The 25,203-nt window shown below is 70.5% G+C and carries 27 protein-coding genes and 2 pseudogenes; 18 read left to right on the top strand and 11 right to left on the bottom strand.

Annotation, left to right across the window (positions count from 1 at the left end):
- Window positions 1-23 precede the first annotated feature (23 nt).
- Window positions 24-1,139, bottom strand: a complete 1,116-nt coding sequence (locus N8A90_RS24480) for an aryl-sulfate sulfotransferase (RefSeq protein WP_262077882.1) — start codon at window positions 1,137-1,139, stop codon at window positions 24-26.
- 129 nt (window positions 1,140-1,268) lie between these two features.
- Between N8A90_RS24480 and N8A90_RS24475 the strand changes: the two genes are divergently transcribed.
- From N8A90_RS24475 to N8A90_RS24450, 6 genes are all read left to right on the top strand, one after another.
- Complete coding sequence (locus tag N8A90_RS24475; RefSeq protein ID WP_262077881.1) at window positions 1,269-2,222, top strand: LysR family transcriptional regulator; 954 nt, start codon at window positions 1,269-1,271, stop codon at window positions 2,220-2,222.
- Window positions 2,223-2,271: 49 nt separating this feature from the next.
- Entirely contained in the window at window positions 2,272-3,174 is a 903-nt protein-coding gene (locus N8A90_RS24470; RefSeq protein ID WP_262077880.1) for a DMT family transporter, read from the top strand.
- Complete coding sequence (locus N8A90_RS24465) at window positions 3,171-4,451, top strand: arsenic transporter (protein ID WP_262077879.1); 1,281 nt, start codon at window positions 3,171-3,173, stop codon at window positions 4,449-4,451. Before N8A90_RS24470 ends, N8A90_RS24465 begins: the two co-directional genes overlap by 4 nt.
- Before the next feature lie 22 nt (window positions 4,452-4,473).
- Window positions 4,474-5,388 (top strand): glutaminase, encoded by a 915-nt coding sequence (locus N8A90_RS24460; RefSeq protein WP_262077878.1) that lies wholly within the window; start codon window positions 4,474-4,476, stop codon window positions 5,386-5,388.
- Window positions 5,389-5,433: 45 nt separating this feature from the next.
- A complete protein-coding gene (locus N8A90_RS24455; protein ID WP_262077877.1) occupies window positions 5,434-5,934 on the top strand; it encodes a hypothetical protein in 501 nt (166 codons plus the stop codon).
- A gap of 115 nt (window positions 5,935-6,049) precedes the next feature.
- Window positions 6,050-6,625, top strand: coding sequence for a murein hydrolase activator EnvC family protein (locus N8A90_RS24450; RefSeq protein WP_262077876.1), 576 nt, complete (start codon window positions 6,050-6,052; stop codon window positions 6,623-6,625).
- An 18-nt stretch (window positions 6,626-6,643) separates the two neighbouring features.
- On the opposite strand, the gene N8A90_RS24445 is transcribed toward N8A90_RS24450, so the two are convergent.
- Both N8A90_RS24445 and N8A90_RS24440 read right to left on the bottom strand, forming a co-directional pair.
- Window positions 6,644-6,928, bottom strand: a complete 285-nt coding sequence (locus N8A90_RS24445; RefSeq protein WP_262077875.1) for a YXWGXW repeat-containing protein — start codon at window positions 6,926-6,928, stop codon at window positions 6,644-6,646.
- A gap of 48 nt (window positions 6,929-6,976) precedes the next feature.
- On the bottom strand, window positions 6,977-7,300 hold the full coding sequence (locus N8A90_RS24440; protein WP_262077874.1) for a hypothetical protein: 324 nt from the start codon (window positions 7,298-7,300) through the stop codon (window positions 6,977-6,979).
- A 169-nt stretch (window positions 7,301-7,469) separates the two neighbouring features.
- Between N8A90_RS24440 and N8A90_RS24435 the strand changes: the two genes are divergently transcribed.
- Complete coding sequence (locus tag N8A90_RS24435) at window positions 7,470-8,924, top strand: PLP-dependent aminotransferase family protein (protein WP_410087743.1); 1,455 nt, start codon at window positions 7,470-7,472, stop codon at window positions 8,922-8,924.
- A 13-nt stretch (window positions 8,925-8,937) separates the two neighbouring features.
- Here the strand turns inward: N8A90_RS24435 and N8A90_RS24430 are convergent, their stop codons facing one another.
- Window positions 8,938-9,063, bottom strand: coding sequence for a hypothetical protein (locus N8A90_RS24430; protein WP_262077872.1), 126 nt, complete (start codon window positions 9,061-9,063; stop codon window positions 8,938-8,940).
- A gap of 105 nt (window positions 9,064-9,168) precedes the next feature.
- Here N8A90_RS24430 and N8A90_RS24425 point away from each other — a divergent pair, with 105 nt between their 5' ends.
- Both N8A90_RS24425 and N8A90_RS24420 read left to right on the top strand, forming a co-directional pair.
- Window positions 9,169-10,197, top strand: a complete 1,029-nt coding sequence (locus N8A90_RS24425; RefSeq protein WP_262077871.1) for a M14 family zinc carboxypeptidase — start codon at window positions 9,169-9,171, stop codon at window positions 10,195-10,197.
- The gene (locus N8A90_RS24420) at window positions 10,194-10,997 is read left to right on the top strand and encodes an alpha/beta fold hydrolase (protein WP_262077870.1); all 804 of its coding nucleotides are present in this window, start codon (window positions 10,194-10,196) and stop codon (window positions 10,995-10,997) included. The genes N8A90_RS24425 and N8A90_RS24420 overlap by 4 nt, the downstream gene beginning before the upstream one ends.
- Here the strand turns inward: N8A90_RS24420 and N8A90_RS24415 are convergent.
- Complete coding sequence (locus N8A90_RS24415) at window positions 10,963-11,853, bottom strand: LysR family transcriptional regulator (protein WP_262077868.1); 891 nt, start codon at window positions 11,851-11,853, stop codon at window positions 10,963-10,965. The two genes, N8A90_RS24420 and N8A90_RS24415, sit on opposite strands and share 35 nt — an antisense overlap.
- A gap of 118 nt (window positions 11,854-11,971) precedes the next feature.
- Between N8A90_RS24415 and N8A90_RS25535 the strand changes: the two are divergent.
- A pseudogene (locus N8A90_RS25535) lies at window positions 11,972-12,130 on the top strand (DUF1127 domain-containing protein); the annotation flags it as partial.
- A gap of 93 nt (window positions 12,131-12,223) precedes the next feature.
- Here the strand turns inward: N8A90_RS25535 and N8A90_RS24410 are convergent.
- Window positions 12,224-12,511: a hypothetical protein gene (locus tag N8A90_RS24410; protein WP_262077866.1), complete on the bottom strand. Its 288-nt coding sequence runs from the start codon at window positions 12,509-12,511 to the stop codon at window positions 12,224-12,226.
- Window positions 12,512-12,704: 193 nt separating this feature from the next.
- Here N8A90_RS24410 and N8A90_RS24405 point away from each other — a divergent pair, with 193 nt between their 5' ends.
- Window positions 12,705-13,169, top strand: a complete 465-nt coding sequence (locus tag N8A90_RS24405; RefSeq protein WP_262077864.1) for a CopD family protein — start codon at window positions 12,705-12,707, stop codon at window positions 13,167-13,169.
- Between the two features lie 30 nt (window positions 13,170-13,199).
- Here the strand turns inward: N8A90_RS24405 and N8A90_RS24400 are convergent, their stop codons facing one another.
- Both N8A90_RS24400 and N8A90_RS24395 read right to left on the bottom strand, forming a co-directional pair.
- A complete protein-coding gene (locus tag N8A90_RS24400; RefSeq protein ID WP_262077862.1) occupies window positions 13,200-14,444 on the bottom strand; it encodes a CaiB/BaiF CoA transferase family protein in 1,245 nt (414 codons plus the stop codon).
- Window positions 14,445-14,446: 2 nt separating this feature from the next.
- Window positions 14,447-15,646, bottom strand: coding sequence for an acyl-CoA dehydrogenase (locus tag N8A90_RS24395; protein ID WP_262077861.1), 1,200 nt, complete (start codon window positions 15,644-15,646; stop codon window positions 14,447-14,449).
- Between the two features lie 126 nt (window positions 15,647-15,772).
- On the opposite strand from N8A90_RS24395, the gene N8A90_RS24390 reads away from it, so the two are divergent.
- The 4 genes from N8A90_RS24390 to N8A90_RS24375 all read left to right on the top strand — a co-directional run bounded on the left by N8A90_RS24390 (window position 15,773) and on the right by N8A90_RS24375 (window position 19,320).
- Window positions 15,773-16,675 (top strand): LysR substrate-binding domain-containing protein, encoded by a 903-nt coding sequence (locus tag N8A90_RS24390; RefSeq protein WP_262077860.1) that lies wholly within the window; start codon window positions 15,773-15,775, stop codon window positions 16,673-16,675.
- Between the two features lie 10 nt (window positions 16,676-16,685).
- Entirely contained in the window at window positions 16,686-17,330 is a 645-nt protein-coding gene (locus N8A90_RS24385; protein ID WP_262077858.1) for an ATP-binding cassette domain-containing protein, read from the top strand.
- A gap of 101 nt (window positions 17,331-17,431) precedes the next feature.
- Window positions 17,432-18,703, top strand: coding sequence for an MFS transporter (locus tag N8A90_RS24380; RefSeq protein WP_262077857.1), 1,272 nt, complete (start codon window positions 17,432-17,434; stop codon window positions 18,701-18,703).
- An 86-nt stretch (window positions 18,704-18,789) separates the two neighbouring features.
- Window positions 18,790-19,320 (top strand): hypothetical protein, encoded by a 531-nt coding sequence (locus N8A90_RS24375; RefSeq protein WP_262077856.1) that lies wholly within the window; start codon window positions 18,790-18,792, stop codon window positions 19,318-19,320.
- Here N8A90_RS24375 and N8A90_RS24370 read toward each other — a convergent pair.
- Window positions 19,314-20,126, bottom strand: a complete 813-nt coding sequence (locus N8A90_RS24370; protein ID WP_262077854.1) for an aldolase/citrate lyase family protein — start codon at window positions 20,124-20,126, stop codon at window positions 19,314-19,316. The two genes, N8A90_RS24375 and N8A90_RS24370, sit on opposite strands and share 7 nt — an antisense overlap.
- 111 nt (window positions 20,127-20,237) lie before the next feature.
- Between N8A90_RS24370 and N8A90_RS24365 the strand changes: the two genes are divergently transcribed.
- On the top strand, window positions 20,238-20,639 hold the full coding sequence (locus N8A90_RS24365) for a phage holin family protein (protein WP_262077915.1): 402 nt from the start codon (window positions 20,238-20,240) through the stop codon (window positions 20,637-20,639).
- 18 nt (window positions 20,640-20,657) lie between these two features.
- Here N8A90_RS24365 and N8A90_RS24360 read toward each other — a convergent pair whose 3' ends face one another.
- A complete protein-coding gene (locus N8A90_RS24360; RefSeq protein ID WP_262077852.1) occupies window positions 20,658-21,131 on the bottom strand; it encodes a bacteriohemerythrin in 474 nt (157 codons plus the stop codon).
- 378 nt (window positions 21,132-21,509) lie between these two features.
- Here N8A90_RS24360 and pilQ point away from each other — a divergent pair, with 378 nt between their 5' ends.
- Entirely contained in the window at window positions 21,510-23,564 is a 2,055-nt protein-coding gene (pilQ, locus tag N8A90_RS24355) for a type IV pilus secretin family protein (RefSeq protein ID WP_262077851.1), read from the top strand.
- Here pilQ and N8A90_RS24350 read toward each other — a convergent pair.
- Complete coding sequence (locus N8A90_RS24350; protein ID WP_262077850.1) at window positions 23,539-24,732, bottom strand: hypothetical protein; 1,194 nt, start codon at window positions 24,730-24,732, stop codon at window positions 23,539-23,541. The genes pilQ and N8A90_RS24350 overlap by 26 nt on opposite strands.
- Before the next feature lie 279 nt (window positions 24,733-25,011).
- On the opposite strand from N8A90_RS24350, the pseudogene N8A90_RS24345 reads away from it, so the two are divergent.
- A pseudogene (locus N8A90_RS24345) lies at window positions 25,012-25,203 on the top strand (hypothetical protein); the annotation flags it as partial.

Below are 25,203 nucleotides of genomic sequence, written 5' to 3'. Positions count from 1 at the left end.
GCGAAAGAAGTTGAACGAAGATTTCAGGCCTTGAGCCAGGGCAACTGGTCGGCCGCGTAGCGCCAGGTCTGGAACACGCTGTTCAGCCGGCCGGGGCCCGTCTTGCGGGCAGCGGCATCGGGGTATTCGGCGAACCACGGCAGGATGTATTCCCACACCACTTCGCCTTCGGGGTTCACCTCGAACAGCCGGCCGGTGGCCGACTCGGTGATGTGCGTGTTGCCGTTCCACAGTCGCTGGGCGTTGCCCATGAAGGCCGTGTAGAAGGCGTTCACCATCTCGTCGGCATAGGCCCAGACCACGCGGTTGTCGGTCGGGTCGATCTCCAGCACGCGCGAGAACGCGACATGCGCGCCGGTGCGGAAGTTGCCGTTGTCGAAGGCAAGGATGTGGCCGTTGGGCAGCGCCTGCGGCGCATGCTGGTGCGACACCACGCTCGGCGGGATGTGCAGCTGGACGTCGCCGCTCGCCTTGTCGACACCGATGATGCCGGCCGTGGTGCGCAGGCTCATCAGCACGCGGCCTTCGGCATCGATGTCGAGGCCGTTGACCAGCGGCCAGTGGTAGCGGCCGAAGCCCGGGTGGATCGGGAAGTCTTCCGGCTTCAGGTGTTCCCACGACTTCCATTCCCAGACCAGCTCGCCGGCGCGGTTCACCTCGCGGATCACGTCGCCGACCATGGTTTCGCCGGGACCGTGCGCTGTGCCGCCCGGCACGCGCTCGGCGAAACCGGCGGGCACGGGCGCGCAGGCGGCATACAGGAGGTTGCCGTTGGCCAGCCACTTGGCGTCGTGGTGATGGGTCGGGTCTTCGTAGTGCCAGACGACCTCGCCCTCGGGCGTGACTTCGGAGAAATCGCCGCCGTGCCACATCGACCAGGCCGCGTAGAGGTCCGGCGAATTCGCATGGTTGCCGTTGTAGCCCATGTTGCCGTTGCGCAGGATCACCGCGTGGCGGCCGGCGCGCAGCGGCATCTTCCACTGGTGCACCACCCCGCCGTCCATGCCGACGAGGTAGACGTTGCCGTCGGCCGTCTGCGGCGCGATCAGCGTGTAGCCGCCGGCGGACGCGGCCGGGTCGTGGGCGATGAGGCCGACGCCGCGGCGGCGCTGGGTGACTTGGTCGACGGTGGTGGTCAAGGGAAGCTCCTGGGGATGGCGGGCCGCACCGTTGCAGCCCTGCAATGGAGCGGAATCTAGGCGCTTGTTCGCGTCTGGAAAATCTAATTCTTTTGAACAGCGCGTTAGCAAATTACGTACAGTCCGCCGATGGCCGCCATTTCCCAGTCCTTCCGCTGCTTCGACGAGGTCGCGCGACGCGGCTCCATCCGCAAGGCGGCCGAGTCGCTGCACCTCACCGCCGCCGCGGTGCACCAGCAGATCCTCAACTTCGAGGAGCAGGTCGGCACCCCGCTGTTCGACCGCCTGCCGCGCGGCATGCAGCTCACCAGCGCGGGCGAGATCATGGTGGCGGCGGTGCGCCGCAGCCAGCGCGACTTCGACAGCGCGCTGGCCCACGTCGAAGACCTGCGCGCCCTGCGGCGCGGCCACATCAGCCTGGCGGTGTCGCATTCGTCGGCCGAGCAACTGGTGCCCGACGTGATCGAGATCGCGATGCAGCGCTACCCCGGCGTGACCTACAGCGTGCGCTCGGGCAGCGGCGAGAACATCCTCAAGTGGGTGGCCGCCGGCGAGGCCGACATCGGCTTCTGCCTGCGCCGGAAGCCCCCGCCGGGCGTGGAAGAGGTGCGCGGCTTCGCGCAGCAACTGGGCCTGGTCACGCCGCCCGGCCATGCGCTCACGCACCTGGGCCGCGCGCCGCGGCTGCGCGACTGCCTCGACCATCCGTTGATCCTCATGACGCCCGACACCGAGTTGCGCGCGATGGTCGACCAGATCGACCATCGCGAGCACCGCAAGGCACGGCCGCTCGTCGAGACCAGCTCGGTGGCCATGGTGCGGCGCCTGGTACGCACCGGCGTGGGCATCGGCTTCCTGATCCCCGAGAACGTGGCGGAAGACGTGGCCGCTGGCGTGCTCGCGTGGCAAGGCCTGGCAGACACCGGCGCCTGGTCGCACGACTGCCTGTACCAGCGCAGCGGCCAGACCACAACGGTCGCGATGGGGATGTTTCTGGAGTTCCTGGAGGCGCAGCTCACCGCCATCGGCAAGCGCTTCGAGGGTGCCGGCTCGCCGCTGGCGGCGGCGAAGTTCGCCGTCTGAGACAGGCAGCTACGATCCCGGGCCGACCTCCCGCGCGCCACCCAGACCCATGACCGACCGCAAGCCCCACCTCGACCCCCGTGCCACCACGATCCTCGTGGCGTGCTGCGCCTTCTGGGGCCTGCAGCAGATCCTCATCAAGACCACCGTGGTCGAGGTGCCGCCGATGTGGCAGGCCACCATCCGCATGACCGGCGCGGTGGTGCTGCTGATGCTGTGGTGCCTGGCGCGCGGCGTGAAGCTGTTCGAGCGCGACGGCACGCTGTGGAGCGGCCTGCTGGTCGGCCTGCTCTTCTCCGGCGAATTCCTCTGCATCTACACCGGCCTGCAGTACACCAGCGCGTCGCGGCTGACGGTTTTCCTGTACTGCGCGCCCTTCACCGTGGCGCTGCTGCTGCCGCGCTTCGTGCCCGCCGAGAAATTGCGCGGCGCGCAATGGTTCGGCCTGGCGCTGGCCTTCGCGGGCGTGGTACTCGCCTTCAGCGAGAGCTTCACGCACCCGGCCGGCGCCACGCAGTTGCGCGGCGATGCCCTCGCGCTGCTGGCCGGCCTGCTGTGGGGCCTGACCACGCTGGCGCTGCGCACCACGAAGATGGCGACGGCCACCGCCGAGAAGGCGCTCTTCTATCAAATCGCCGTCACCGCCGCGGCCTCGCCCCTGATGTCGCTGCTGCTCGGTGAGCAACGCGGCTGGTCGTACTCGGGCTACGCCTGGTTCTCGATCGCGTTGCAGACCGTCATCGGCGCCTTCGCCACCTACCTGGCGTGGATGTGGCTGGTGCGGCATTACCCGGCCACGCGCATCTCGTCCTTCACCTTCCTCACGCCGCTGTTCGCGCTGGTGTTCGGCGTGGTGCTGCTCAAGGAGCCGCTCACGGTGCAGCTCGTGCTGGCGCTGCTGGGGGTGGGCGTGGGGATCCTGCTGGTGAACCGAAAGGCGAGCGCCGCGTGACGCTCACGTCCATTCCCCCCGCCCACCTCGCCACCTGGGCCATCGCCACGCTCGCCACCGCCGCCGTGATCCTTCGGCCCGGCCGCTGGCCGGAGGCGGTGTGGGCCGTGGCCGGCGCGCTGCTGCTGGTGGCCGCGCAACTGCTGCCGTGGCGCGTGGCGCTGCACGCGGTCGGCAAGGGCCTCGACGTGTACCTCTTCCTCACCGGGATGATGCTGATCTCGGAGCTCGCGCGGCGCGAGGGGCTGTTCGACTTTCTCGCCGCGCGCGCGGTGCACCATGCGCGCGGCTCGGCGCCGCGGCTCTTCTTCGGCGTGTACGCCATCGGCGTGGTGGTGACGGTCTTCATGTCGAACGACGCCACCGCTGTGGTGCTCACGCCGGCCGTCTACGCGGCAGCGAGGAAGGCCGGCGCCAAGCCCCTGCCCTACCTGCTAGCCTGCGCCCTCATCGCCAACGCCGCGAGCTTCGTGCTGCCGATCTCCAACCCGGCCAACCTCGTCATCTTTGGGGCGCATCTGCCGCCGCTGGGCACGTGGATCGCGCAGTTCGCGCTGGCCTCGGTGGCGTCGATCGTCGTCACCTACGCGGTGCTGCGCTGGCTGCAGCGCGATGCGTTGGCCGCGCCGATCGCACGCGACATCGAACAACCCGTGCTCTCCACCGGCGGGCGCTGGGCCGGCTGGGGCATCGCGATCGTCGCGGTGGTGCTGGTCGTCACGTCCGCGCTCGACGGCCCGCTCGGCGCGATGACGCTGGGCGCCAGCGCGCTGGCCTGCATCGGCGTGCTGCTGCGCGAACGCAGCGCGCCGTGGGCGCTGCTGCGCGGCGTGTCGTGGAGCGTGCTGGCTCTGGTCGCCGGCCTCTTCGTGCTAGTCGAGGGGCTGGTGCATTCGGGCCTGATCCCCTTGCTGAGCCACGCGCTGCGCAATGCTGCCGACGCCGCGCCGGCCGGCACCGCCATCGGCACCGGCGCGCTCGTCGCCCTGCTGTGCAACCTGATGAACAACCTGCCGGCCGGTCTGATCGCCGGTTCGGTGCTGGCGAGCGCCGACGCCTCGCCGCTGATCCGCAGCGCGGTGGCGATCGGCATCGACCTCGGGCCGAACCTGTCGCTCACCGGCTCGCTCGCCACGCTGCTGTGGCTGGTCGCGATCCGGCGCGAAGGCGAGAACGTGACGGCCTGGCAGTTCCTGCGCGTGGGCGTCGTCGCGATGCCGTTGGCGCTGGCCGGCGCGCTGGGCGCGCTGGTCCTGCAGCACCGGCTGTGGGGCTGAGCCGGCCCCGGAGAATCGCCCCATGAACTTCCAGCCCGTCCTCGACGAGATCGACGCCGAACTGCGCCCCCTGCTCGGGCGCGCCGGCACGGTGGCCAGCTACATCCCGGCACTGGCGCGCGTGCCGGCGCTGCACTTCGGCATCGCGCTGCGCACCTGCGACGGGCAGGAGGCCTGTGCCGGCGATGCGGCCGTGCCCTTCTCCATCCAGAGCATCTCGAAGCTCTTCACGCTCACGTTGGCAATGCGCCGCTTGGGCGACGCGCTGTGGCAGCGCATCGGCCGCGAGCCTTCGGGCAACCCCTTCAACTCGCTGGTGCAGCTCGAGAACGAGCAAGGCAAACCGCGCAACCCCTTCATCAATGCCGGCGCCATCGCGGTGGCCGACCGGCTGCTGAGCCAGGGCGACGCCCAGCGCGACATCCTCGCGTTGATGAGCGACCTGGCGGGCGAGCCGATCGCCTTCGACGAAGAGGTGGCCGCGTCGGAGGCCGCCACCGGCTACCGCAACTACGCGCTGGCCAACTTCATGAAGAGCTTCGGCAAGATCGACAACGACGTCGCGCCGACGCTCGATGTGTACTTCCACCAGTGCGCGCTGCGCATGACCTGCCTGCAGCTGGCGCGCGCCGCGGCCTTCCTGAGTCGCGACGGCGCCCATCCGCTCGGCGGGCGCCCCGCCGTCTGCACCGAGCGCCAGACGCGCCGCCTCAACGCGCTGATGCTCACCTGCGGCACCTACGACGCGGCCGGCGACGTGGCCTTCTCGATCGGCCTGCCCTGCAAGAGCGGCGTGGGCGGCGGCATCGTGGCCGTGGTGCCCGACCACCTCACGCTGGCCGTGTGGTCGCCGGCGCTCGACACCACGGGCAATTCGCTGCTCGGCCTGAAGGCGCTGGAACTGTTCGTCGCGAAGACCGGGCTGTCGGTGTTCTGAGCCGCTCGGCGCCGCGTCGTGCAGCTGTGCAAGACTCGACCCCTCATGACCGACATTTCAAGCACCGCCGACGAGTCCGGCACCGAACCGATCCAGACGCCCACGCTGTGGGGCGACGAGCAGTGGACCGCCCGCATCATCAAGAACGAGGACGACGACGGCTGGGCCGTCGCGATGACGCGCCATGGCGACCCCGAACCCGCGTTGGTCGGCCCCTGGACCATGGGCCGCGACAAGAAGAACCCCAAGCCACTGGACACGCCGGCCTTCCACACGCTGGTGAAGACCGCCAACGAGGTGCTGCGCCGTCACGAGCAGCAGCTGCATGCGCAGCTCAACAAGCATGTGTTCGTCGGCCATGGCACCGAGCGCATCCGCGTGGCGCTGCGCATCGTGCCCGACGAGGACAACCCGCATGGCCTGCTCAGCGCGCAGGACGAATCGGGCACGACGCTCGGCGAAGCGCGCGTGGCGCCGACCTTCAAGCTCACGGCCACCAGCGCCGAGGCCTGGGTCGAGAACGACTACCCTTCGAAGCCGCGATAGCCGGCCGCCACTCAGGGACTTCCCCGCCGCCGGCCCGGAACATCGGCGCGATGATCGCGTCGAACAGGGAACCATCGAACGCCGACGAACCTCGCCAGAAGGCATTGCACACACCATGGGCTCGAACATGCACCTCTTTCCTCTTCCGTCCGTGATGCGCCGCTCGACGCTGGTGGCCGTCGCGGCCGCCGTCCTCGCTGCCTGCGGCACCACCACGCCGCTACCGCCCATGGCACCGCTGCCCAGCTATCCGACGCCGGCCCCCGCACCGCCGGTGCCCGTACCCGCACCGACGCCGCCCGGCCTGCGCGACATGCCGGGTGCCAGCTTCGGCGCGCCGGCCTCCGGCCCGGTGATCGGGCGCTTCGACGGCAACCTGAACAAGGGCATCGACATCGGTGGACGCATGGGCGACCCGATCCGCGCGTCCCGCGCCGGACAGGTGGTGCTGGTGAGCAGCGCGCTGCCGGCCTACGGCACGATGGTCATCCTCAAGCACGACAACGACTTCATCACGGCCTATGCGCACATCAGCCGTGCCCTGGTGGCCGAGGGCGATCAGGTCGCACGCGGCCAGCCGATCGCCGAGATGGGCCAGAGCGGCACCGACCGCGTGAAGCTGCGCTTCGAGATCCGCAAGGCCGGCGTGGCGGTCGACCCGGAGCCGTACCTCAGCGGCCGGATGCAGTAGCTTTTCGGCACGCGATCATCAGCAGTTGCCCTTCTTCGCCTGGCCGGGCGGGCAGTGGCGGCGCTCGGAGCGCTGTGCCTCGTAGTGGCCGCGCACCCAGACGTAGTCGCGTCCATTCCATTGCCAATGGCCCGGCACCCACACATGGCCGGCGCGCAGGCCGGGCATGCGCTCGTGGCGCGGCGGGGGCGGCGGCCGCGGCGCAACCTGGTCGCCGACGTTGATGTTCACGGAAACCTGCGCGGCGGCGGGGACGACGGCCGCGAGCAGGCATGCGGCGAGCAGGAGGGTGGAGCTTTTCATGGGGTCCTGTCGGATCGGATGACCGCAGGATAGGCCATGTGCAGTGGCTCAGGCGAGCGCCGCAGGCAGCCGCCACCGGCGCCACAGCCCCTGCCAGCGCGACACCGGCCCATGCTGCAACAGTTCGACGTCGCCATCGACCGCCTCCAGCACGCAGCCGCCGCCCGCCGCCAGCGCATGGCATTGGCCTTCGGCCAGCCGAATGGTGGGCGTCACCACGGTATCGGCCAGCCAGCGCATCGGCTCGCGCAGCACCACCGCGCCCGCGGCCACCTGCAGCCGGGTGCCGGCGTCGAGCGCCACATGCAGGGCCTGGCCGCGCTGCAGCCGCAGGGTGCGTGTCGTCGAGGGCCGGGTCGAGGTCGAGGTCATCGGGAACTCCTTGAAGCGAGGCCTCGATGCTCCGCCGCGAGGCCGTCTCGCAACAGGCACAGGCGGCCCGGTTGTGACCGGAACAGACGCGGCGCGGCACCCTCTGTTATGGTCACTTTCCAGGAATCTGCATCTGTTGCGCGGCCCCAGCGCAGGCCAGCATCGGCCCATGTCCATGACGACGCCCCCGCCGCTCTACCGCCAGCTCGCGACCCACTACCGGGGCGCGATCGAGGCCGGCGCGCTGCAGCCGGGCGCGCGCATGCCCTCGCTGCGCAGCCTGATGCGGCTGCACGACATCAGCCTGTCGACCGCCCTGCAACTGTGCCGCACGCTCGAATCCGACGGCTGGGCCGAGGCGCGCGAACGCTCCGGCTACTTCGTGCGGCAGCCGCAGCGCCTGCGCATGGCGCGGATGGACGAGCCATTGGCCGGCCTGCGCCCGGACCCGGCGCAGTACGTGGGCATCCACGGCCAGGTGTCGGACTTCGTGGCGCGGCGGCGCGCCGCCAAGGTCCGTCTGAACCTCTCGATCGCCCGTGCGGCGCCGCAGTTCTACCCGGCCGAGGAGCTGCGCGCCGCGATGACGCGCGCCCTGCGCCTGCGGCCGGACGTCGTCTCCAGCGTGCCGCCGCTGCAGGGCGACCCGCACTTTCGCAGCGTGATCGCCCAGCGTGCGGTGGCGGCCGGCATGGCGATCGCGCCGGACGACGTGCTGGTCACCAACGGCTGCATCGAGGCACTCAACCTCGCGCTGCGTGCGGTGGCCAAGCCGGGCGACACCATCGCCGTCGAATCACCCACCTTCTACGGCCTGCTGCAGGTGCTCGAGAGCCTCGGCCTGCGCGCGCTGGAGATCCCGACCAGCCCGCAGACCGGCCTGTCGATCGAGGCGCTCGAACTCGCCGTGCAGACCTACGGCGACATCCAGGCCCTGGTGGTGGTGCCGCACCTGCAGAACCCGCTGGGCAGCGTGATGCCCGACGCGCACAAGGAACGCCTGGTGACGCTGTGCGACACCCACGGCATCGCGCTGATCGAGGACGACACCTACACCGAGCTGCTCGACGCCGAGGGCACGCCGCGCGCGCTCAAGTCGTGGGACCGCACGGGCAACGTGCTGCACTGCGCGTCGATGCACAAGATTCTGGCGCCCGGCCTGCGGCTGGGCTGGATCACCGCCGGCCGCTGGCAGGCGCGCGTGGAGATGCTCAAGTACACGCAGACGCGCAACAACGAGATCCTCTCGCAGCTCGGCGCCGGGCAGTTCATGGGCACCGGCGCCTACGACCGCCACCTGCGGCGCCTGCGCACCGCCCTGCGCGGGCAGCGCGAGCGCACGGCCGAGGCCATCGCGACCTACTTCCCCGAGGACACGCGCATGAACCTGCCGCCGGGCGGCCTGCAGCTGTGGGTCGAGTTGCCCGAGGGCTGCTCGTCGGCCGCGGTGTTCGATGCCGCGCTGCAGGAAGGCATCGCGATCGCCCCGGGCTGGCTGTTCTCGAACAGCGCGCGCAGCGACCGCTTCCTGCGGCTGAACTGCGGCTGGCCCTACGACGACGGGCTCGACGCGGCCCTGCGGCGCCTGGGCACGCTGGCCGGCAGCGCCGGCTTCGGTGGTTGATCGCGGCGGCTGATCAGCGCGCGCCGCGGCGGCGCGAGCGCGCCAGCGCGATCGATTCCGTCACGCCCCACACGAGCGCGCCGGCCAGCACACGGCACACGTGGAACGCGGTCGTCGGCAGGTGCAGGGCAGCGCGCATGGCAGGCCTCGAAAGTGGTGGAAGAACGTTGCCACCCTACGCGCCGAACATGACGGTTTGATGGCAGGCCGATGGCTATGCTCGGGGCGGAATCCACTCCGCACCATGCGCCCCGCCAGCCCCTCCGAACTGCCCGAACTCCTCGAATTGCAGGCCCTCGTCGACCTTGCCGGGCCGGCGATGGAACGGCGCGTGCTGTGCAGCGTCGACGCCGGCGGCGAGCGCTTCGAGGTGCAGGCCTTCCTGCTCGGCAGCGAGCGCAGCGACGTGCCGGCCGTCGGCTTCTTCGGCGGCGTGCACGGGCTCGAACGCATCGGCGCACAGGTGACCATCGCCTATCTGCGCAGCATCGTCACGCGGCTGCAGTGGGACACCACGCTGCAGCGGCAGCTCGAGACGCTGCGCCTGGTCTTCGTGCCCATCGTCAACCCCGGCGGCCTGTGGCTGGGCACGCGCGCCAACCCGCGTGGCGTCGACCTGATGCGCAATGCGCCGATCGATGCGCTGGGGCGTGTGCCCTGGCTGCTCGGCGGGCAGCGCCTGAGCGCCGCACTGCCCTGGTACCGCGGCGAAGAAGGCGCCGCGATGGAAGCCGAAAGCCAGGCGCTGTGCGCGCTGGTCGAGCGCGAGCTGCTCAGCCGCCCCTTCAGCATCGCGCTCGACTGCCACTCCGGCTTCGGCCTGGCGGACCGCCTGTGGTTCCCCTATGCGCACACGCCCAAGCCGATGGCGCACCTGCCCGAGATGCACGCCCTGGGCGAGCTGATCGACCTGGGCCTGCTGCACCACCCCTACGTGCTCGAGCCGCAGAGCCGGCAGTACACGGCCCACGGCGACCTGTGGGACCACCTCTACCTCACGGCCTGCGCCCGGCCCGACACGCTCTTCCTGCCGCTCACGCTGGAGATGGGTTCGTGGCTGTGGGTGAAGAAGAATCCGCGCCAGCTCTTCTCGCGCCACGGCATCTTCAACCCGGTGATCGCGCACCGGCAGCAGCGCGTGCTGCGGCGGCACCTGGGGTGGATGGACTTCATCACGCGCGCGGCGAGCAGCCACACGCAGTGGGTGCCGGTGGACGAGGCGCGGCGCCGCCACCATGCGCAGGCGCTGGCGCGCTGGTACGACGCCCCATGAACCCCGCGGCCGGCGACCTCCCGTGGGTGCTGCTGCGCGGCCTCACGCGCGAAGCCGGGCACTGGGGGCCACTGCCGGCGTTGCTGGCCGAACGCCTGCCCGGCGTGCGCATCCTCACGATCGACCTGCCCGGTGCCGGCGAGCGGCACGCGGTGCGCAGCCCGACCTCGATCCGCGCGACGATGGAAGACTGCCGCGCGCAACTGCACGCCCGCGGCGTGACGCGCTGCCACCTGCTCGCGATGTCGCTCGGCGCGATGGTCGCGGTCGAATGGGCGCATCGGCATCCGCAGGAAGTGGCCAGCGCCGTGCTGGTCAACACCAGCCTGCGCCCCTTCAGCGCGTGGCACCAGCGCCTGCGGCCGCGCCACTACCCCGCGCTGCTCGGCGTGCTGTGGCCGTGGCGCGATGCGCAGGCGCGCGAAGCCATCGTGCTGCGGCTGACCAGCCGGCGCCGCTTCACCGCGGCGCAGAAGATGGCGGTCGTCGATGCCTGGGTCGCACTGCGCGAACGGCATCCCGTGTCGATAGCGAACGCGCTGCGCCAGCTGCTCGCGGCGGCGCGCTACCGGGCACCGGCGCAGGCGCCGGGCGTGCCATTGCAGGTGCTGGTCGGCGGAGGCGACGTGCTCGTCGATCCGGGCTGTTCGCGCCGCCTGGCGCAGGCGTGGCGGTTGCCAATTGCCGAGCACCCGACGGCCGGCCACGACCTCGCGCTGGACGACCCCGACTGGGTCGCGGCACAGGTCGAAACCTGGGGCGGGCTCAAGCCTGCCGAAACCCCATCAGCGTCTCGATGACCCACTCGGTCGCGCCGTCGAGCGAGGCCTTGCTGCGGTGCGCGATGCCCAGGTGCCGCGTCAGCTTCGGGCTCAGCGGCAGGATCTGCACGCGCTCGCGCCAGGCGTCGTCGGTGCCCGGTGTCAGCGGCAGCATGGCCGCACCGTAGCCGGCGGCCACCAGGCTGCGGATGGCGACGTCGTAGTTCAGCTCGATGCGCGCGCGCGGTGCCTGGCCGGCGTTGGCGAACCATTCCACGGCGAGCCGGTACATGTGGGTGGTGGCGTCGTTGAAGATCAACGGCTGGGCCGCGAGCCAGGCCGGCGTCACGCGCCTGGGCGCCTTCCACTTCGGCGGCACGAAGGCCATCATGGGCTGGCTGCGCCAGGCCGTGACAACCAGGTCACGCAGCGGCGGCTGCGGCATCGCGACCAGCCCGATGTCGAGCGTGCCCTGCGCGAGGCGCGACATCGCATCGGCAGAGCCGAGGATGCTCACCTCGACATCGATGCCGGGATGGCTCGCCTGCAGCGTCTCGAGCACCTGCGGCAACAGGTCGATCACCACGCCGGTCGAGGTGCCCAGCCGCACGCGGCCGATGCGGCCTTCGGCCTGCCGGCGCACCGCGTCGACGGCGTCGTCGGCATCGCGCAGCAGGCGCCTGCCGCGCTCGACCAGCGCCGCGCCGGCCGGCGTGAGCGTGACGCTGCGGCTGCCGCGCGCCACCAGTCGCGCGCCCAGCCGCGATTCGAGCTCGCTGATGTGCAGGCTGACCGTCGGCTGCGCGAGATGCAGCGCCTGCGCGGCCGCGGAGAAGGTGCCGAGGTCGGCGATCGCCACCAGCGTGCGCAGTTGGTCGAGGTTGAGTTGACGCATGGAATCGTGGCCGTGTCGAGCTATCAGGAAGGCTGATCGATGGCCTCAGAAATCTCAACTTCCACAATAGCACGCCGGCGCAGAAGATGGCGGCTCCTTTCAGCACCAGGAGCTTTCGATGACCCGCCCGCAACCCACCGCATCCACCTCCCTGCTCGCCTCGCTGCGCCGCTGGCTGGGCCGCGTGTGCGGCACCGGCGGCGCGTCGGCCGACACGCGCGAGCTGCGCGGCATGAGCGACCATGAACTCAAGGACCTGGGGATCGGCCGCAGCGAAATCCAGGAGTGGTCGCGACGGCGCGCACCGACCGCTCGCCCTGGAATCCATGAGCGCGCGTCGCTGCCTGGGCGCGCCGACGGCCGTCGCGACTCAGCGCGAGCGGACGCCGAGCATCGACAGCACGATGGCCTTGAGCGTTTGGGCCTCGGCCGCTTCGCGGGCAGCCAGCGCGGCGGCCTGCGCCGCCGACATCCGGGCGCGATCGACCACATTGTTCTCGGCATGAAGCGCCGAGGCCATGTGAACGTCTGAGGCGCGCGGGCCGCGCGTGCGCAGGGGCTCGAAGATCGAACCGCGCCCGGCGACCCGCACATGCGCGGTGGCATCGCCCTGTTTGCGTTTCGCGAACGAAAGCCGAACTGCCGTATGGGTACTCATCAGAATCTCTCCTGTCGACCGACGCGCCGTGGTGACGTGCGGCGCACACCTCCTGGGCGACGAGGGCCGCGCGCGCCGCGCACCATGCGCGAACATCGACGCCGGCTCCTGTCAGAGAAGCTATCGGCACAGGAATGCCAAGGCTGAAGCCCCTGGAAGGAAGAATGCCGGGCTTTGTGGTCTACGCTGCGCCATGCTCCTCACGACCTCGCTCCTTCTCTTCCTCCATCTGATCGCAGTGACCTTCTGGGTCGGCGGCATGGCGGTGATGCACTTCGCCGTGCGGCCCGCCGCGGTGGCCACGCTCGAGCCGCCGCAGCGGCTGGCCTTCATGGCGGCGGCCCTGTCGCGCTTCTTCATCGGCGTGTCGATCGCGGTGGCGGCGACCCTCGTCAGCGGCCTATGGCTGCTGATGGCCGGCGGCGGCTTCGCCCGCGTTCACTGGAGCGTGCATGGCATGTTCACCGTGGGCCTGGTGATGATGGCGCTCTTCCTGCACATCCGCTTTGCGCCTTACGCCCGGCTGCAGCGCGCCGTCGCTGCGCGCGAATGGCCGGTGGCGGCGGCCCAGCTGGGCAGCATCCGCAAGCTGGTGGCGGTGAACCTGACGCTCGGCGTCGTGGTGGTCGCCCTCGCCGTGGTCGGCCGCGCATTCTGAGCGCCCGGCGGCGCGCGTCGGAACGCGCCGTCAGACCACCCCGGCGGCGCGCAGGGCCGCGATCTGTGCGGGGTCGACGCCCCACTCGGCCAGCACCTCGTCGGTGTGCTGCCCGAGGGCCGGCGGGGCACGGCGCAGCACCGGCGGCGTGGCCGACAGGCGCAGCGGGCTGGCCACGCCGGTGATGCTCGCGATGCCGTCGCCCGCGTCGCGCGGCAACGTCACGGCCAGGCCGCGCGCCTTGACCTGCTCGTCGTCGAAGGCCTGCGCGATGTTGTTGATCGGGCCGCAGGGCACGGCCTTGTCTTCGAGCAACGCGATCCATGCGGCCGTGCTGCGCGTGCGCGTCACGTCCTGCATCAGCGGGATCAGCACGTCGCGGTGCTTCACGCGCAGCGTGTTGGTCGCGAAGCGCTCGTCGGCCGCCCACTCGGCATGGCCGGCCGCCTCGCAGAAGCGCGCGAACTGGCCATTGTTGCCGATGGCCAGCAGCATGGCGCCGTCCTGCGTCTGAAACTCCTGGTACGGCGCCAGGCTGGGGTGCGTGTTGCCCTGGCGCTGCGGCACGTCGCCGGTGTTGAGAAAGGCGCTGGCCTGGTTCGCGAGGATGGCCATGCCGACGTCGAGCAGCGCCATGTCGATGTGCTGGCCTTCGCCGGTGCGGTGACGTACCTCGAGCGCGGCCAGGATGGCCGTGCTGGCGTACACGCCGGTGAACAGGTCGGTCAGCGCCACACCCACGCGCAGCGGGCCGCCGCCGGGCACGTCGTCGGGACGGCCGGTGATGCTCATCATCCCGCTGGTGGCCTGGATCATCAGGTCGTAGCCGGCGCGCTGCGCATGCGGGCCGTCGTGGCCGAAGCCGGTCACGCTGCAGTAGATGAGGCGCGGGTTCGCGGCCTTGAGGCTCTGGTAGTCGAGCCCGTACTGCGCCAGGCCGCCGGTCTTGAAGTTCTCCACCACCACGTCGCTCTGCGCGGCCATGCGCTGCAGCAGCGCCTGGCCCTCGGGCGTGGCCATGTCGACCGTGACCGAGCGCTTGTTGCGGTTGCAGGCGGTGAAGTAGGTCGACTGGGTCGTGTCGTGGCCGTCCGCGTCCTTCAGGAAGGGCGGGCCCCAGCCGCGCGTGTCGTCGCCGACGCCGGGCCGCTCGATCTTCACGACGTCGGCGCCCAGGTCCGCGAGGATCTGCGTGCACCACGGCCCCGCGAGCACGCGGGACAGGTCGAGCACCTTCAGGCCGGCGAGCGCGCCTTCCTTCGACGGGATGCTCATGCTCAGTTCGCGAAGGCGGCGATGCCCGTGATGGCGCGGCCCAGGATGAGCGCGTGGATGTCGTGCGTGCCCTCGTAGGTGTTCACCACTTCCAGGTTCACCAGGTGGCGCGCCACGCCGAACTCGTCGCTGATGCCGTTGCCGCCCATCATGTCGCGCGCCATGCGGGCGATGTCGAGCGACTTGCCGCAGTTGTTGCGCTTGAGGATCGAGGTGATTTCCACGGCGGCGGTGCCTTCGTCCTTCATGCGGCCCAGGCGCAGGCAGCCCTGCAGGCCCAGCGCGATCTCGGTCTGCATGTCGGCCAGCTTCTTCTGGATGAGCTGGTTGGCCGCGAGCGGGCGGCCGAACTGCTTGCGGTCGAGCACGTACTGGCGGGCGCGGTGCATGCAGTCTTCGGCGGCACCGAGCGCGCCCCACGAGATGCCGTAGCGCGCGCTGTTGAGGCAGGTGAAGGGGCCCTTCAGGCCCTGCACTTCGGGGAAGGCGTTCTCTTCGGGGCAGAACACGTTGTCCATCACGATTTCGCCGGTGATGCTGGCGCGCAGGCCGACCTTGCCGTGGATCGCAGGCGCCGACAGGCCCTTCATGCCCTTCTCGAGCACGAAGCCGCGGATCGGGCCGACGGTGCCGGACTCGCTGACTTCCTTGGCCCACACGACGAACACGTCGGCGATCGGCGAGTTGCTGATCCACATCTTGGCGCCGCTGATCGCGTAGCCGCCCGCCACCTTCTTGGCGCGGGTGACCATGCTGCCGGGGTCGGAGCCATGGTCGGGCTCGGTCAGGCCGAAGCACCCGATCCATTCGCCGGTGGCGAGCTTGGGCAGGTACTTCTGCTTCTGCGCTTCGGTGCCGAATTCGTTGATCGGCACCATCACCAGCGAACTCTGCACGCTGGCCATCGAGCGGTAGCCCGAATCGACGCGCTCGACCTCGCGGGCGATCAGGCCATAGGCCACGTAGTTGAGGCCGGGGCCGCCGTACTGCTCGGGGATCATCGGGCCCAGCAGGCCCAGCGCGCCCATCTCGCGGAAGATGGCCGGGTCGGTCTCGCCGGTGCGGAAGCCCTCCTGCACGCGCGGGAGCAGGCGCTCCTGGCAGTAGGCGTTGGCCGCGTCGCGGATCATGCGTTCCTCGTCGGTCAGTTGCTGGTCGAGGAGGAAGGGATCGTCCCAGTGGAATTGCGCTTTGGCGGCCATGTGGCTGTCTCCGGAAAGAGGGAAATGGGGGAAAGAAGGATCGGACGATCCTAGCCGCCGCGCAGGGTCGAGGCAAACGAGCAATACTCAGCCAGATATGAATTCCCAGAATATCTGAGGCCTCGCATGCGGCGAAAGATTCCCCCCTTGCAGGCGCTGGTGTGCTTCGACGCCGCCGCCCGCCACGAAAGCTACACACGCGCCGCGCAGGAGCTGTCGCTCACGCAGAGCGCCGTGTCGCGGCAGATCGGCGCGCTCGAGGCCTTCCTCGGCGTCGCGCTGTTCCGCCGCACGCGGCATGGCGTGGCGCTGACGCCCAGCGGCACCAGTTATGCGCGCCAGACCGCGCTGCGGCTCGAATCGATGGAGCGCGACACGCTCGATGCGATGGCCGACCAGGGCAGCGGCGGATCGCTCGCGCTGGCGGCGGTGCCCACCTTCGCCACGCGCTGGCTGCTGCCGCGGCTGCCCGGCTTCGCGCAGTTGCAGCCCGATGCGGTGGTGCACATCGAGACCCGCACCCGCCCCTTCCTCTTCGCCGACGGCGAGTTCGATGCCGCGCTCTATGCCGGCACGCCGGCGCAGGTCGCCAACTGGGCCGGCACCCGCGCGCTGCTGCTGATGCCCGAGGACGTGGTGCCGGTCTGCAGCCCGCGCCTGCTGCCGCGCGGCAGGCCGGTGGCGCCGGCCGCCATCGCGCAGATGCCGCTGCTGCAGCAGAGCACCCGGCCCGACGGCTGGCGGCAATGGTTCGACGCGCAGCAGATCGACGCGCCGCGCGCGCGCACCGGGCCGCGCTACGAGCTGTTCTCGATGCTGGCCACCGCCGCGGCGCACGGCCTGGGCGTGGCGCTGATGCCCACCATGCTGATCGACGACGAGATCGCGCGCGGCGAGCTGGTGGTGGCCTGCGCACGGCCCTTGTCCGGGCAGCGCAACTACTACCTCGTCACGCCGGACCGCGGCGAGCCGCGACCGCTGCTGGCCGCCTTCGCCGACTGGCTGGGGGCGCAGGCGCGCTTGCGTTAGGGTCGGCGCCATGAACCCCGCTTCGACGACCCCGATCCTCCACATCGACAACCTGCGCTTCGCCTACCCCGGCGACCTGCCGATCGCCGCCGGCTGGTCGGCCCGCATCGGGGCCGGCGTGACGCTGCTGCACGGCGACACGGGCAGCGGCAAGTCGACGCTGCTGCGCGTGCTGGCCGGCGCCCTGCCCGCCACCGGCGGCCGGCTGACACTGGCCGGCGCGGCGCTGCCGGTCGCGGCCGAGGCCTACCGGCGCCAGGTGTTCTTCGTCGACCCGTCCACCGACGCCTTCGACGCGATGGGCGTCGAGGAATGCGCCGCGTCGCTGCGCCGGGCCGACGAGCCTTTCGACGCCGCGCGCTGGCAGGCGCTGGTCGACGGCTTCTCGCTCGGGCCGCATCTCGCGAAGAAGATGTTCATGCTGTCGACGGGCTCCAAGCGCAAGGTGTGGCTGGCCGCCGCGCTCGCGTCCAGCCGGCCGCTGACGCTGCTCGACGAGCCGACCGGTGGCCTCGACGCCGGCTCGATGCGCTGCCTGTGGCGCACGCTCGCGGAGGTGGCGCAGGAAGGCGGCCGTGCGGTGATCGTCGCCAGCGGCGAGCGCATCGACGACGTGCCGCTGGCAGGCACGATCACGCTGCCGCTGGCCGGCTGACCGGCGCCGCACCGGCCACAATGCACGCCGACGCCGACCGCCAGGCCAGGCCGTCGCCGATGAATGCCACCCCGAGATGGCGAACGACGAGACACCACCGCATGCCCCTGACCGCATCCGACCCGCGTCCGCACGACGCACACGCGCCCGATTCACGCTACGCCCTGTGGCGCCTGCTCGTCACGCTGCTCATCATGACGGTGGGCAGCAGCGGCATGTACGTGGTGTCGGTCGTCATCCCCGCGGTGCAGGCCGAGTTCGGCATCGACCGCGCGCAGGCCTCGCTGCCCTACACGCTGTTGATGATCGGCTTCGGCGTCGGCGGCGTGGTGATGGGCCGGCTGGCCGACCGCTTCGGCGTGATGTGGCCGCTGCTCGGCGGGGCGGTCGCGCTCGGGCTGGGCTATGTCGCGTGCGCCCTTGCGCCGAACATCGTCGTCTTCGTCGCGGCGCAGGCCGTGCTGGTGGGCCTGCTCGGCAGTTCGGCCGCGTTCGCACCGCTGGTGGCCGACACCTCGCTCTGGTTCGTGAAGCGGCGCGGCATCGCGGTGGCGATCTGCGCCAGCGGCAACTACATCGCCGGGGCCGTGTGGCCGCCCATCGTGCAGCACTTCGTCGAGACGGTGGGCTGGCGCCAGGCCTACCTGGGCATGGGCGTGTTCTGCGGCGTCGCGATGTTCGGGCTGGCGCTGTTCATGCGCCCGCGTCCGCCGGCCGTGGTGATGAACGCCGCACCCGTCGCGGGGTCGCCGATCGACGCCGACACCCTGCGCCCCTTCGGCCTGAGTCTCGGCACGGCGCAGGGGCTGCTGTGCGTGGCCGGTGTCGCCTGCTGCGTCGCGATGGCGATGCCGCAGGTGCACATCGTGGCCTATTGCACCGACCTCGGTTTCGGCGCGGCACGCGGCGCGCAGATGCTGTCGCTCATGCTGGCCTGCGGCATCGTCAGCCGGCTGGTGTCGGGCGCCATCTGCGACCGCATCGGCGGGCTGCGCACGCTGCTGCTGGGCTCGGCGCTGCAGTGCGTGGCACTGCTGCTGTTCCTGCCCTTCGACGGGCTCGTGCCGCTCTTCGTGGTGTCGGCGATGTTCGGGCTGTTCCAGGGTGGCCTGGTGCCCTCGTACGCCATCATCGTGCGGGAGCACTTCCCGCCTGCCGAGGCCGGGGCGCGGGTCGGCACCGTGCTGATGTGCACGCTGCTCGGCATGGCGCTGGGCGGCTGGATGTCGGGCAAGGTGTTCGACCTGACCGGCAGCTACCACGCCGCCTTCGTCAACGGCATCGCGTGGAACCTGCTGAACATGTCGATCGCGGTGACGCTGCTGTGGCGGGTGCGCGGCCGGCTCACAGGCGGCACCGCCTTGCGGACGTAGGCTGACGCCGCCCCCCGGGTCCACCCTCAAAGACAGGGCGCTCGCCGAGGCAGACACTGCGGGGCAGACGAACGGTGGAGAGCCCCATGAAGCACTTCCGCGCCGCCCCCCTCATCGCGTTCACGCTCGCGCTCAGCCCGTGGCCGCACGGCGCGGCGGCCGGCCCGCCTTCGCCGCTGGGCATGGACCCGGCCCGCATCGACTACCTGGCCAACGACGCGCCCTTCGTCGTGTTCGACATCGCGCCGCGCAGCCTCGGCGGCGAGCCGACGCGCAGCGGCCAGGGCCACGCCGCGCTGACCTTCATCGCGACCGACCCGCTGCGGCAGGTGAGCGTCGCGGTCGCCGCGCGGCCGGACCGCCCCGGCGCCCGCGAGATCGCGGCGGTGCGCACCGCCTGCGGCCCGCAGATCGCCGGCTACCACCGCTGCGCCGTTCCCACCGATGTCGCATTGACCCATCTGGACGGTGACGGCGGCAGCATCGGCCTGCGCATCGAGGCGGAGGGCGCGGACGGCGAACGCAGCGTCGTGCAGATCACGCTGCCGGTGCGGGCACTGCGTGCCGCGGCGCCGTCAGCGTCAACGGCGCCGAGCGACGTGGCGCAGCGTCAGTAGCTGGCCTTCGCCGCGCCGCCGCCCGCACCGAAGCGCGCGGCCACGGACTCGGCCCCGCGCGCGAGGATCTGCAGGTCCATCGCGACGGCGACGAACAGCGCACCCAGGTCGAGGCATTCGCGCGCACGCGCTTCGTCGAGCAGCAGGATGCCCGGCGCCTTGCCGCAGGCGCGGATGCGGGCGATGGCGCCGTCGATCGCGGCCCGCACCTCCGGGTGCCCCGGGTTGCCCGGGTGCCCCATGCTGGCCGACAGGTCGGCGGGGCCGATGAAGACGCCGTCGACACCGTCGACGTTCGCGATCTCTTCCAGACGATCGAGCGCCTCCCGCGTCTCGACCTGCACCAGCAGGCAGAGCGCTTCGTGTGCATGCTGCACGTAGCCCTGCACGCGGCCGTAGTTGGTGGCGCGCGTGGAGCCGCCCATGCCGCGGATGCCTTCGGGCGCATAGCGCATGGCGCGCACCGCGGCGCGGGCCTCGTCGGCGTTCTGCACGAAGGGCAACAGCAGCGTCTGCACGCCGATGTCGAGGTAGCGCTTGATCAGCACGGTGTCGTTCCACGCGGGCCGCACGACCGCCGACGAGGGCACCGCGCCCGCCGGCACGGCCGAGGCGGCGGCCTGCAGCTGCTGCAGCATGCGCGGCACGTCGGTGGGGGTGTGCTCGGTGTCGAACAGGAGCCAGTCGTAGCCGGCGCCGGCGACGATCTCCGACACGTAGGGGTCGGGCAGGCTGCACCAGAGCCCGATCTGCGCACGGCCTTCGGCCAGCGCGCGCTTGAAATGGTTGATGGGGAGCGGCGACATGCACCGGACCATAGCCGATCCGGCGCGCCGCGTCAGTCATCGCGCATGCGCCGATATGATGGGTCTCATCGCCTCCATCGCCCACCACCTGCGCCTTTGGGCGCCCTCGACATGCTGCACAACCTGACCCCCTTCCTCATCCACTGGGCCATCACCGCGCTGTCGCTGTGGATCGCGAGCTACCTGTTCCGCGGGCTCAAGTTCGACACCACCGGCGCGCTCGTGGTGTCGGCCCTGCTGCTGGGCCTGGCCAACGCGGTGGTCAAGCCGCTGCTCATCCTGCTCACGCTGCCGCTGACGCTGCTGACCTTCGGGCTCTTCCTGCTCGTCATCAACGCCCTGATGATCCTGCTGGTGTCGGCACTGGTGCGCGGCTTCAAGGTGTCGGGCTTCTGGACCGCCTTCTTCGCCAGCATCTTCATCTCGCTGCTGAGCATCGCCATCGGCGCGCTGGTGGGCAGCGGCGACCCGGCGACGACGATCCAGATGCCCAGCGGCGGCACCTGGCTGTAAGCCGGGCCGGCAGCCCGGTCAGGTCGCACACGCGGCCGAACCGCAACCGTGCACCGGCGCCGCCGGCAGCGCCTGCGGCATGCGCACCTCGCCGCTGGCGGCATCGAAGCCCACGCCGCGCAGGTGCAGCGCCAGGGCGGCGTCCATGGTCTGCGCGTGCTGGACGAACCACACGGCCAGCTCGCGCGCCATCTGGCGGATCGCCTCGTTCTGGCCCTTCAGGCCCTGCACCAGCCCTTCGCACATGACCTCCAGCACCACGCGGTGCTGCACGGTGTGGCAGTTGGTCGACGAGAAGCCGGTGCTGCGCATCCAGTCGTCCTCGCGGCCGAAGTGATCCACCGTGTGGTCGACCAGCGCGCGCCATGCCGCCACCAGATGCGTGTCGTCGGCCGTTTCGACGCGGGCCAGCAGTGCGACGAATTCCTGGTGCGTCTGGTCCATCTCGGGCAGTTCGAGCGACAGCGACTCGGACCATTGCAATACAGCCATGGGGCACTCCTTGGATCGGAAAGCGCCCAGGCTATCGAGACGCGCGCTGTCGCGCCTTGACCTGCCTCAACAGTCAGTCGGTGCAGTTTCTTCCGCCCCTGCAGACCTGCCTTTTGGGGCCGCCACGACGGCAGCCGCGGCATCCCAAATTTCTACCAGATTGATACCTAACTTCCACTATTTAACGAGAAACTCACAATGCAGCGCAACGCAACTTGCCTTGGCTGGGCTCGCACGGCCTGGCGAAGCCGTTTCGGCCTCCGTATCGCTCATCCCTCGTGGCACCGGTGCGGCAGCGACGTGCCGGCGACGGTGCGTCAGCTCGCGCGTCGGGTCACGGGGCACATGCGTCTGGGTGCGGCAGTGCTGGGGATCGGGATGGTCGGCCTTGTACAGGCCGCGCTGGCACAGAATGCCATCGAGGCGGTTTCCAGCTCGATGCAATCCGGCACCGAGGTCGTGCGGATCGATTTCACGCATGCACTGACGCAGCCACCCACGGGCTTCACCGTGCAACGGCCTGCGCGCATCGCGCTGGACTTCCCGGACACACAGAATCTGGTGGGCCGTTCGGAGATCCCGGTGAACCAGGGCAACCTGCGCACGATCAACGTGGTCCAGGCCAGCGACAGGACGCGGCTGGTGCTCAACCTGAAGGAGGCCACGGCCTATCGGGCGGAGCTGCAGGGCAAGTCGCTGCTCGTCTCCCTGGACGCGGTGCCCGGGAACAGCGCCGGTGCCGGCGCGAACAACGTGGTGTTTGCGGAGAACCGCAATCGCGACGTGCAAGCGCTGCGCAATGTGGACTTCCGGCTCGGCAAGGACCGGGCGGGCCGCGTGATCGTGGACCTGGCCAACCCACAGGTGGGCGTGGATGTTCGCCAGCAAGGCAAGTCGCTGGTCGTCGAGTTCACGAAGACCTCGCTCCCCGAGGGCATGCCGCGCCGCCTGGATGTGGCCGACTTCGGCACCCCGGTCCAGACCGTGACCGCACAGCAGGTGGGCGACCGTGTTCGTCTGACTCTCGAGCCGCAAGGCGACTGGGAGCACAGCGCCTACCAGAGCGACAGCCGGTTCGTGGTGGAGGTCCGCCCGCGCAAGGTCGACCCGACCAAGCTCACGCCGGGCGTGGGCTATTCCGGCGAGCGGCTGTCGCTGAATTTCCAGAACATCGAACTGCGTGCGCTGCTGCAGGTCATCGCGGACTTCACCAACTTCAACATCGTGACCTCGGATTCCACGACCGGAACCCTGACGCTCAGGCTGAAGGACATCCCGTGGGACCAGGCGCTGGACATCATCCTGCAAGCCAAGAACCTCGGCATGCGCAAGAACGGCAGCGTGCTGTGGATCGCGCCGAAGGACGAGATCAACGCGAAAGAGAAGATGGAGTTCGAGGCGAAGGCCGCGCTCGAGACGCTGGAGCCGTTGCGGACCCGTTCATTCCAACTCAACTACACCAAGGCCGCGACGATTGCCCAAGGCCTGAGCGGCACTGGGGCAGGCGCCGGCGGCGGCGGCGGGACGGCCGCGCGCATCCTGAGCGCGCGCGGCAGCGTGGTGGCCGAATCGCGCTCCAACCAGCTCTTCGTGACCGACGTCGCCTCGCGGCTCGACCAGGTCGCCGAGATGATCCAGAAGCTCGACGTGTCGGTGCGGCAGGTGCTCATCGAGGCGCGCATCGTCGAGGCGAGCGACACCTTCAGCAAGTCGATCGGCGTCAAGCTCGGCGGCGGCTCCGTGGGCAAGAATTCGTCGATCGGCACCACGCCCACGGTGAGTTCGTCGACCTCGAACGGCGTGACCACCACGACGTCCTCCGTCGACTACTCCAGCACCAGCTTCGTGAACCTGCCGGCGACCAGCACGAGCGGCGACGTCGGCACGTTCTCGCTGTCGCTGTTCAACTCGAGCCTCACGAAGATGTTGAACCTGGAGATCTCGGCGCTGGAAGCCGACAACAAGGGCCGGGTGGTGTCGAGCCCGCGGGTGGTCACGGCCGACCAGACCAAGGCCCTGATCGAGCAGGGCACCGAGCTGCCGTACCAGGTGTCCACCTCGAGCGGCGCCACCTCCATCGCCTTTCGCAAGGCCAACCTGAAGCTGGAGGTGACGCCGCAGATCACGCCGGAGGGCAACATCATCCTGGCGCTCGACGTGAACAAGGACACGGTGGGCCAGTCGACCAGCGCCGGCTACGCCATCAACACCAAGCATGTGCAGACGGAAGTGCTGGTCGACAACGGGGGAACCGTGGTCATCGGCGGGATCTACGAGATGAGCGAGACCAACGACGAATCGCGCATCCCCGTGCTGGGCGAGCTGCCCTACCTGGGCGTGTTGTTCCGCAACAAGTCCAAGTCGGTCAGCAAGACCGAGCTGCTGGTCTTCATCACCCCGAAGATGATCACGGACCGCAACGCGGCGCGCTGAGTGCGCGCGATGCGCACTCGCGCGGCAGACCGATGGGCAGGTTGGAGATGGCGCGCGCCTCGGCCTGGTCGGGCGTGCCGCGCTCGAGCGCGGGCAAGCCCCGCATGATGGCGGTTCCGCCGAGACTGAGCGTCAACCCGATCCACGCCCTGGTCAATTCGGCGTCGGCGATGGCCGAGGCACGCAGCGCCGCCAGCAGCGTCTGGAGGTCCTCCAGGGCCTGCACCTCCGGGAACCGCCCTTCGCTGTCGCGGCGGCGCTGAGCCGCCTCGAAGTCCGCCCTGGCCGCAGCGACCTGTCGATGCACCGCCAGGGCCACCGCCCGGTGCACGCGCAGCCTCGCGAGCGCTTCGCCCACTTCGTTCCTCGCCGCCCCCAACACGTCCGGGGCCGCGCGAAGGACATCGCCGCGGCTTGCGTCCTCGCCGGATCGACCGCGCATCGGCAGCGACGGCTCGATGGCGCCGCCCAGGTCGACGTGCACCTGCGTCCCGCGCAGCGAGAGGGCCAGCGCGACGTCGGGGCGCGCGGCCAGCAGTGCCGCGGGGATGGACGCGGGCACCTCGAAGTCCTGCGAGGGCCAGGACGCATCGCGCAGGCTGGGCTCGAGCAGTGCCGTGACGGCCGTGGGCGCCATGCCGCACAGCGCAGCGAGCGCGGCGAGATCCTGATCGCGCTGCCGTGCTTGCTGCGCGAGCAACGCCTCGGTGCGGCGCAGCCGGTGCGCCAGCTCGCGCGCGAAATCATCGTGGGCCAGCGCCTTGGCCAGGATCAACCGATGCTGCTGCCTCGCTGCATGTCGGGCCTGCTCGATGTAGCGCAGGCTCAGGCTGTCGACCTTCAGCGCCACATAGGCTTGCATCACCCGGAACGCCGCGGGGGGCGCGTCACGGCGCCCGCGGCGGCCGGCGGCCCGCTCCTGCTGCTCTGCGGCACGCATCAGGGCGTCGACCTCGTCGCCCCCGTAGGCGCTCCACCAGGGACCCACCGCCGCGCGCGCTGCGCCGCCGCCATGGCGCGGTGCCTCGACGGCGCTCGCGGCGCTGGTCGCGCAGGACGCACAGGCGCTCAGTGCCGCAGCCAGCAGCCAGGCCGCACCGGGCCGCTGGCGTGATCGCGGTGATGGCCCGCACAGGGTCTGCGCGGCGGTGCTTCGGATGACATGCATGGTTGGACAGCAGCCTCGCTGGGGTGGTCGTGATCGGTGCCCTGGGGCGCCGGTGGCGTTGGCCATGCCGCATCCTGTCGGGGGATCTGGGAGGAAGTTTGGCGATGGCCCCCTTCGAGTCGCATCGACCCGCCCGCGTCGCCGCCCGCGCGGGACTCCCTAATTCCTACGCATTCGCGCACGACCATCGCCGCTCTGCGCTGCCGCATGCGTCCGGAGGTTCCGGGCGCCGACCAGCTCCATCGGCCCCTCGACGCGCAGGGCAACAAGGAAAGAACGTTGAAGAATCTCCCGCGCTTCGCATGCATGGCGTTGATCGCCAGCCTCTCGGCCTGCTCCTTCCTGGAGAGCGACAAGATCGACTACAAGAGCGCCGGCAAAGTCCCGACGGGCGCGACGCTGGAGGTGCCGCCCGACCTGAGCCAGCTGTCGCGTGAAAACCGCTACGCCGTGCCCGGCGGCCCCGTGTCG

It is taken from the genome of Variovorax sp. N23 (genome assembly GCF_025486315.1).
GTDB lineage: Bacteria > Pseudomonadota > Gammaproteobacteria > Burkholderiales > Burkholderiaceae_C > Variovorax.
This window is presented reverse-complemented; position numbering and strand designations above follow the sequence as displayed.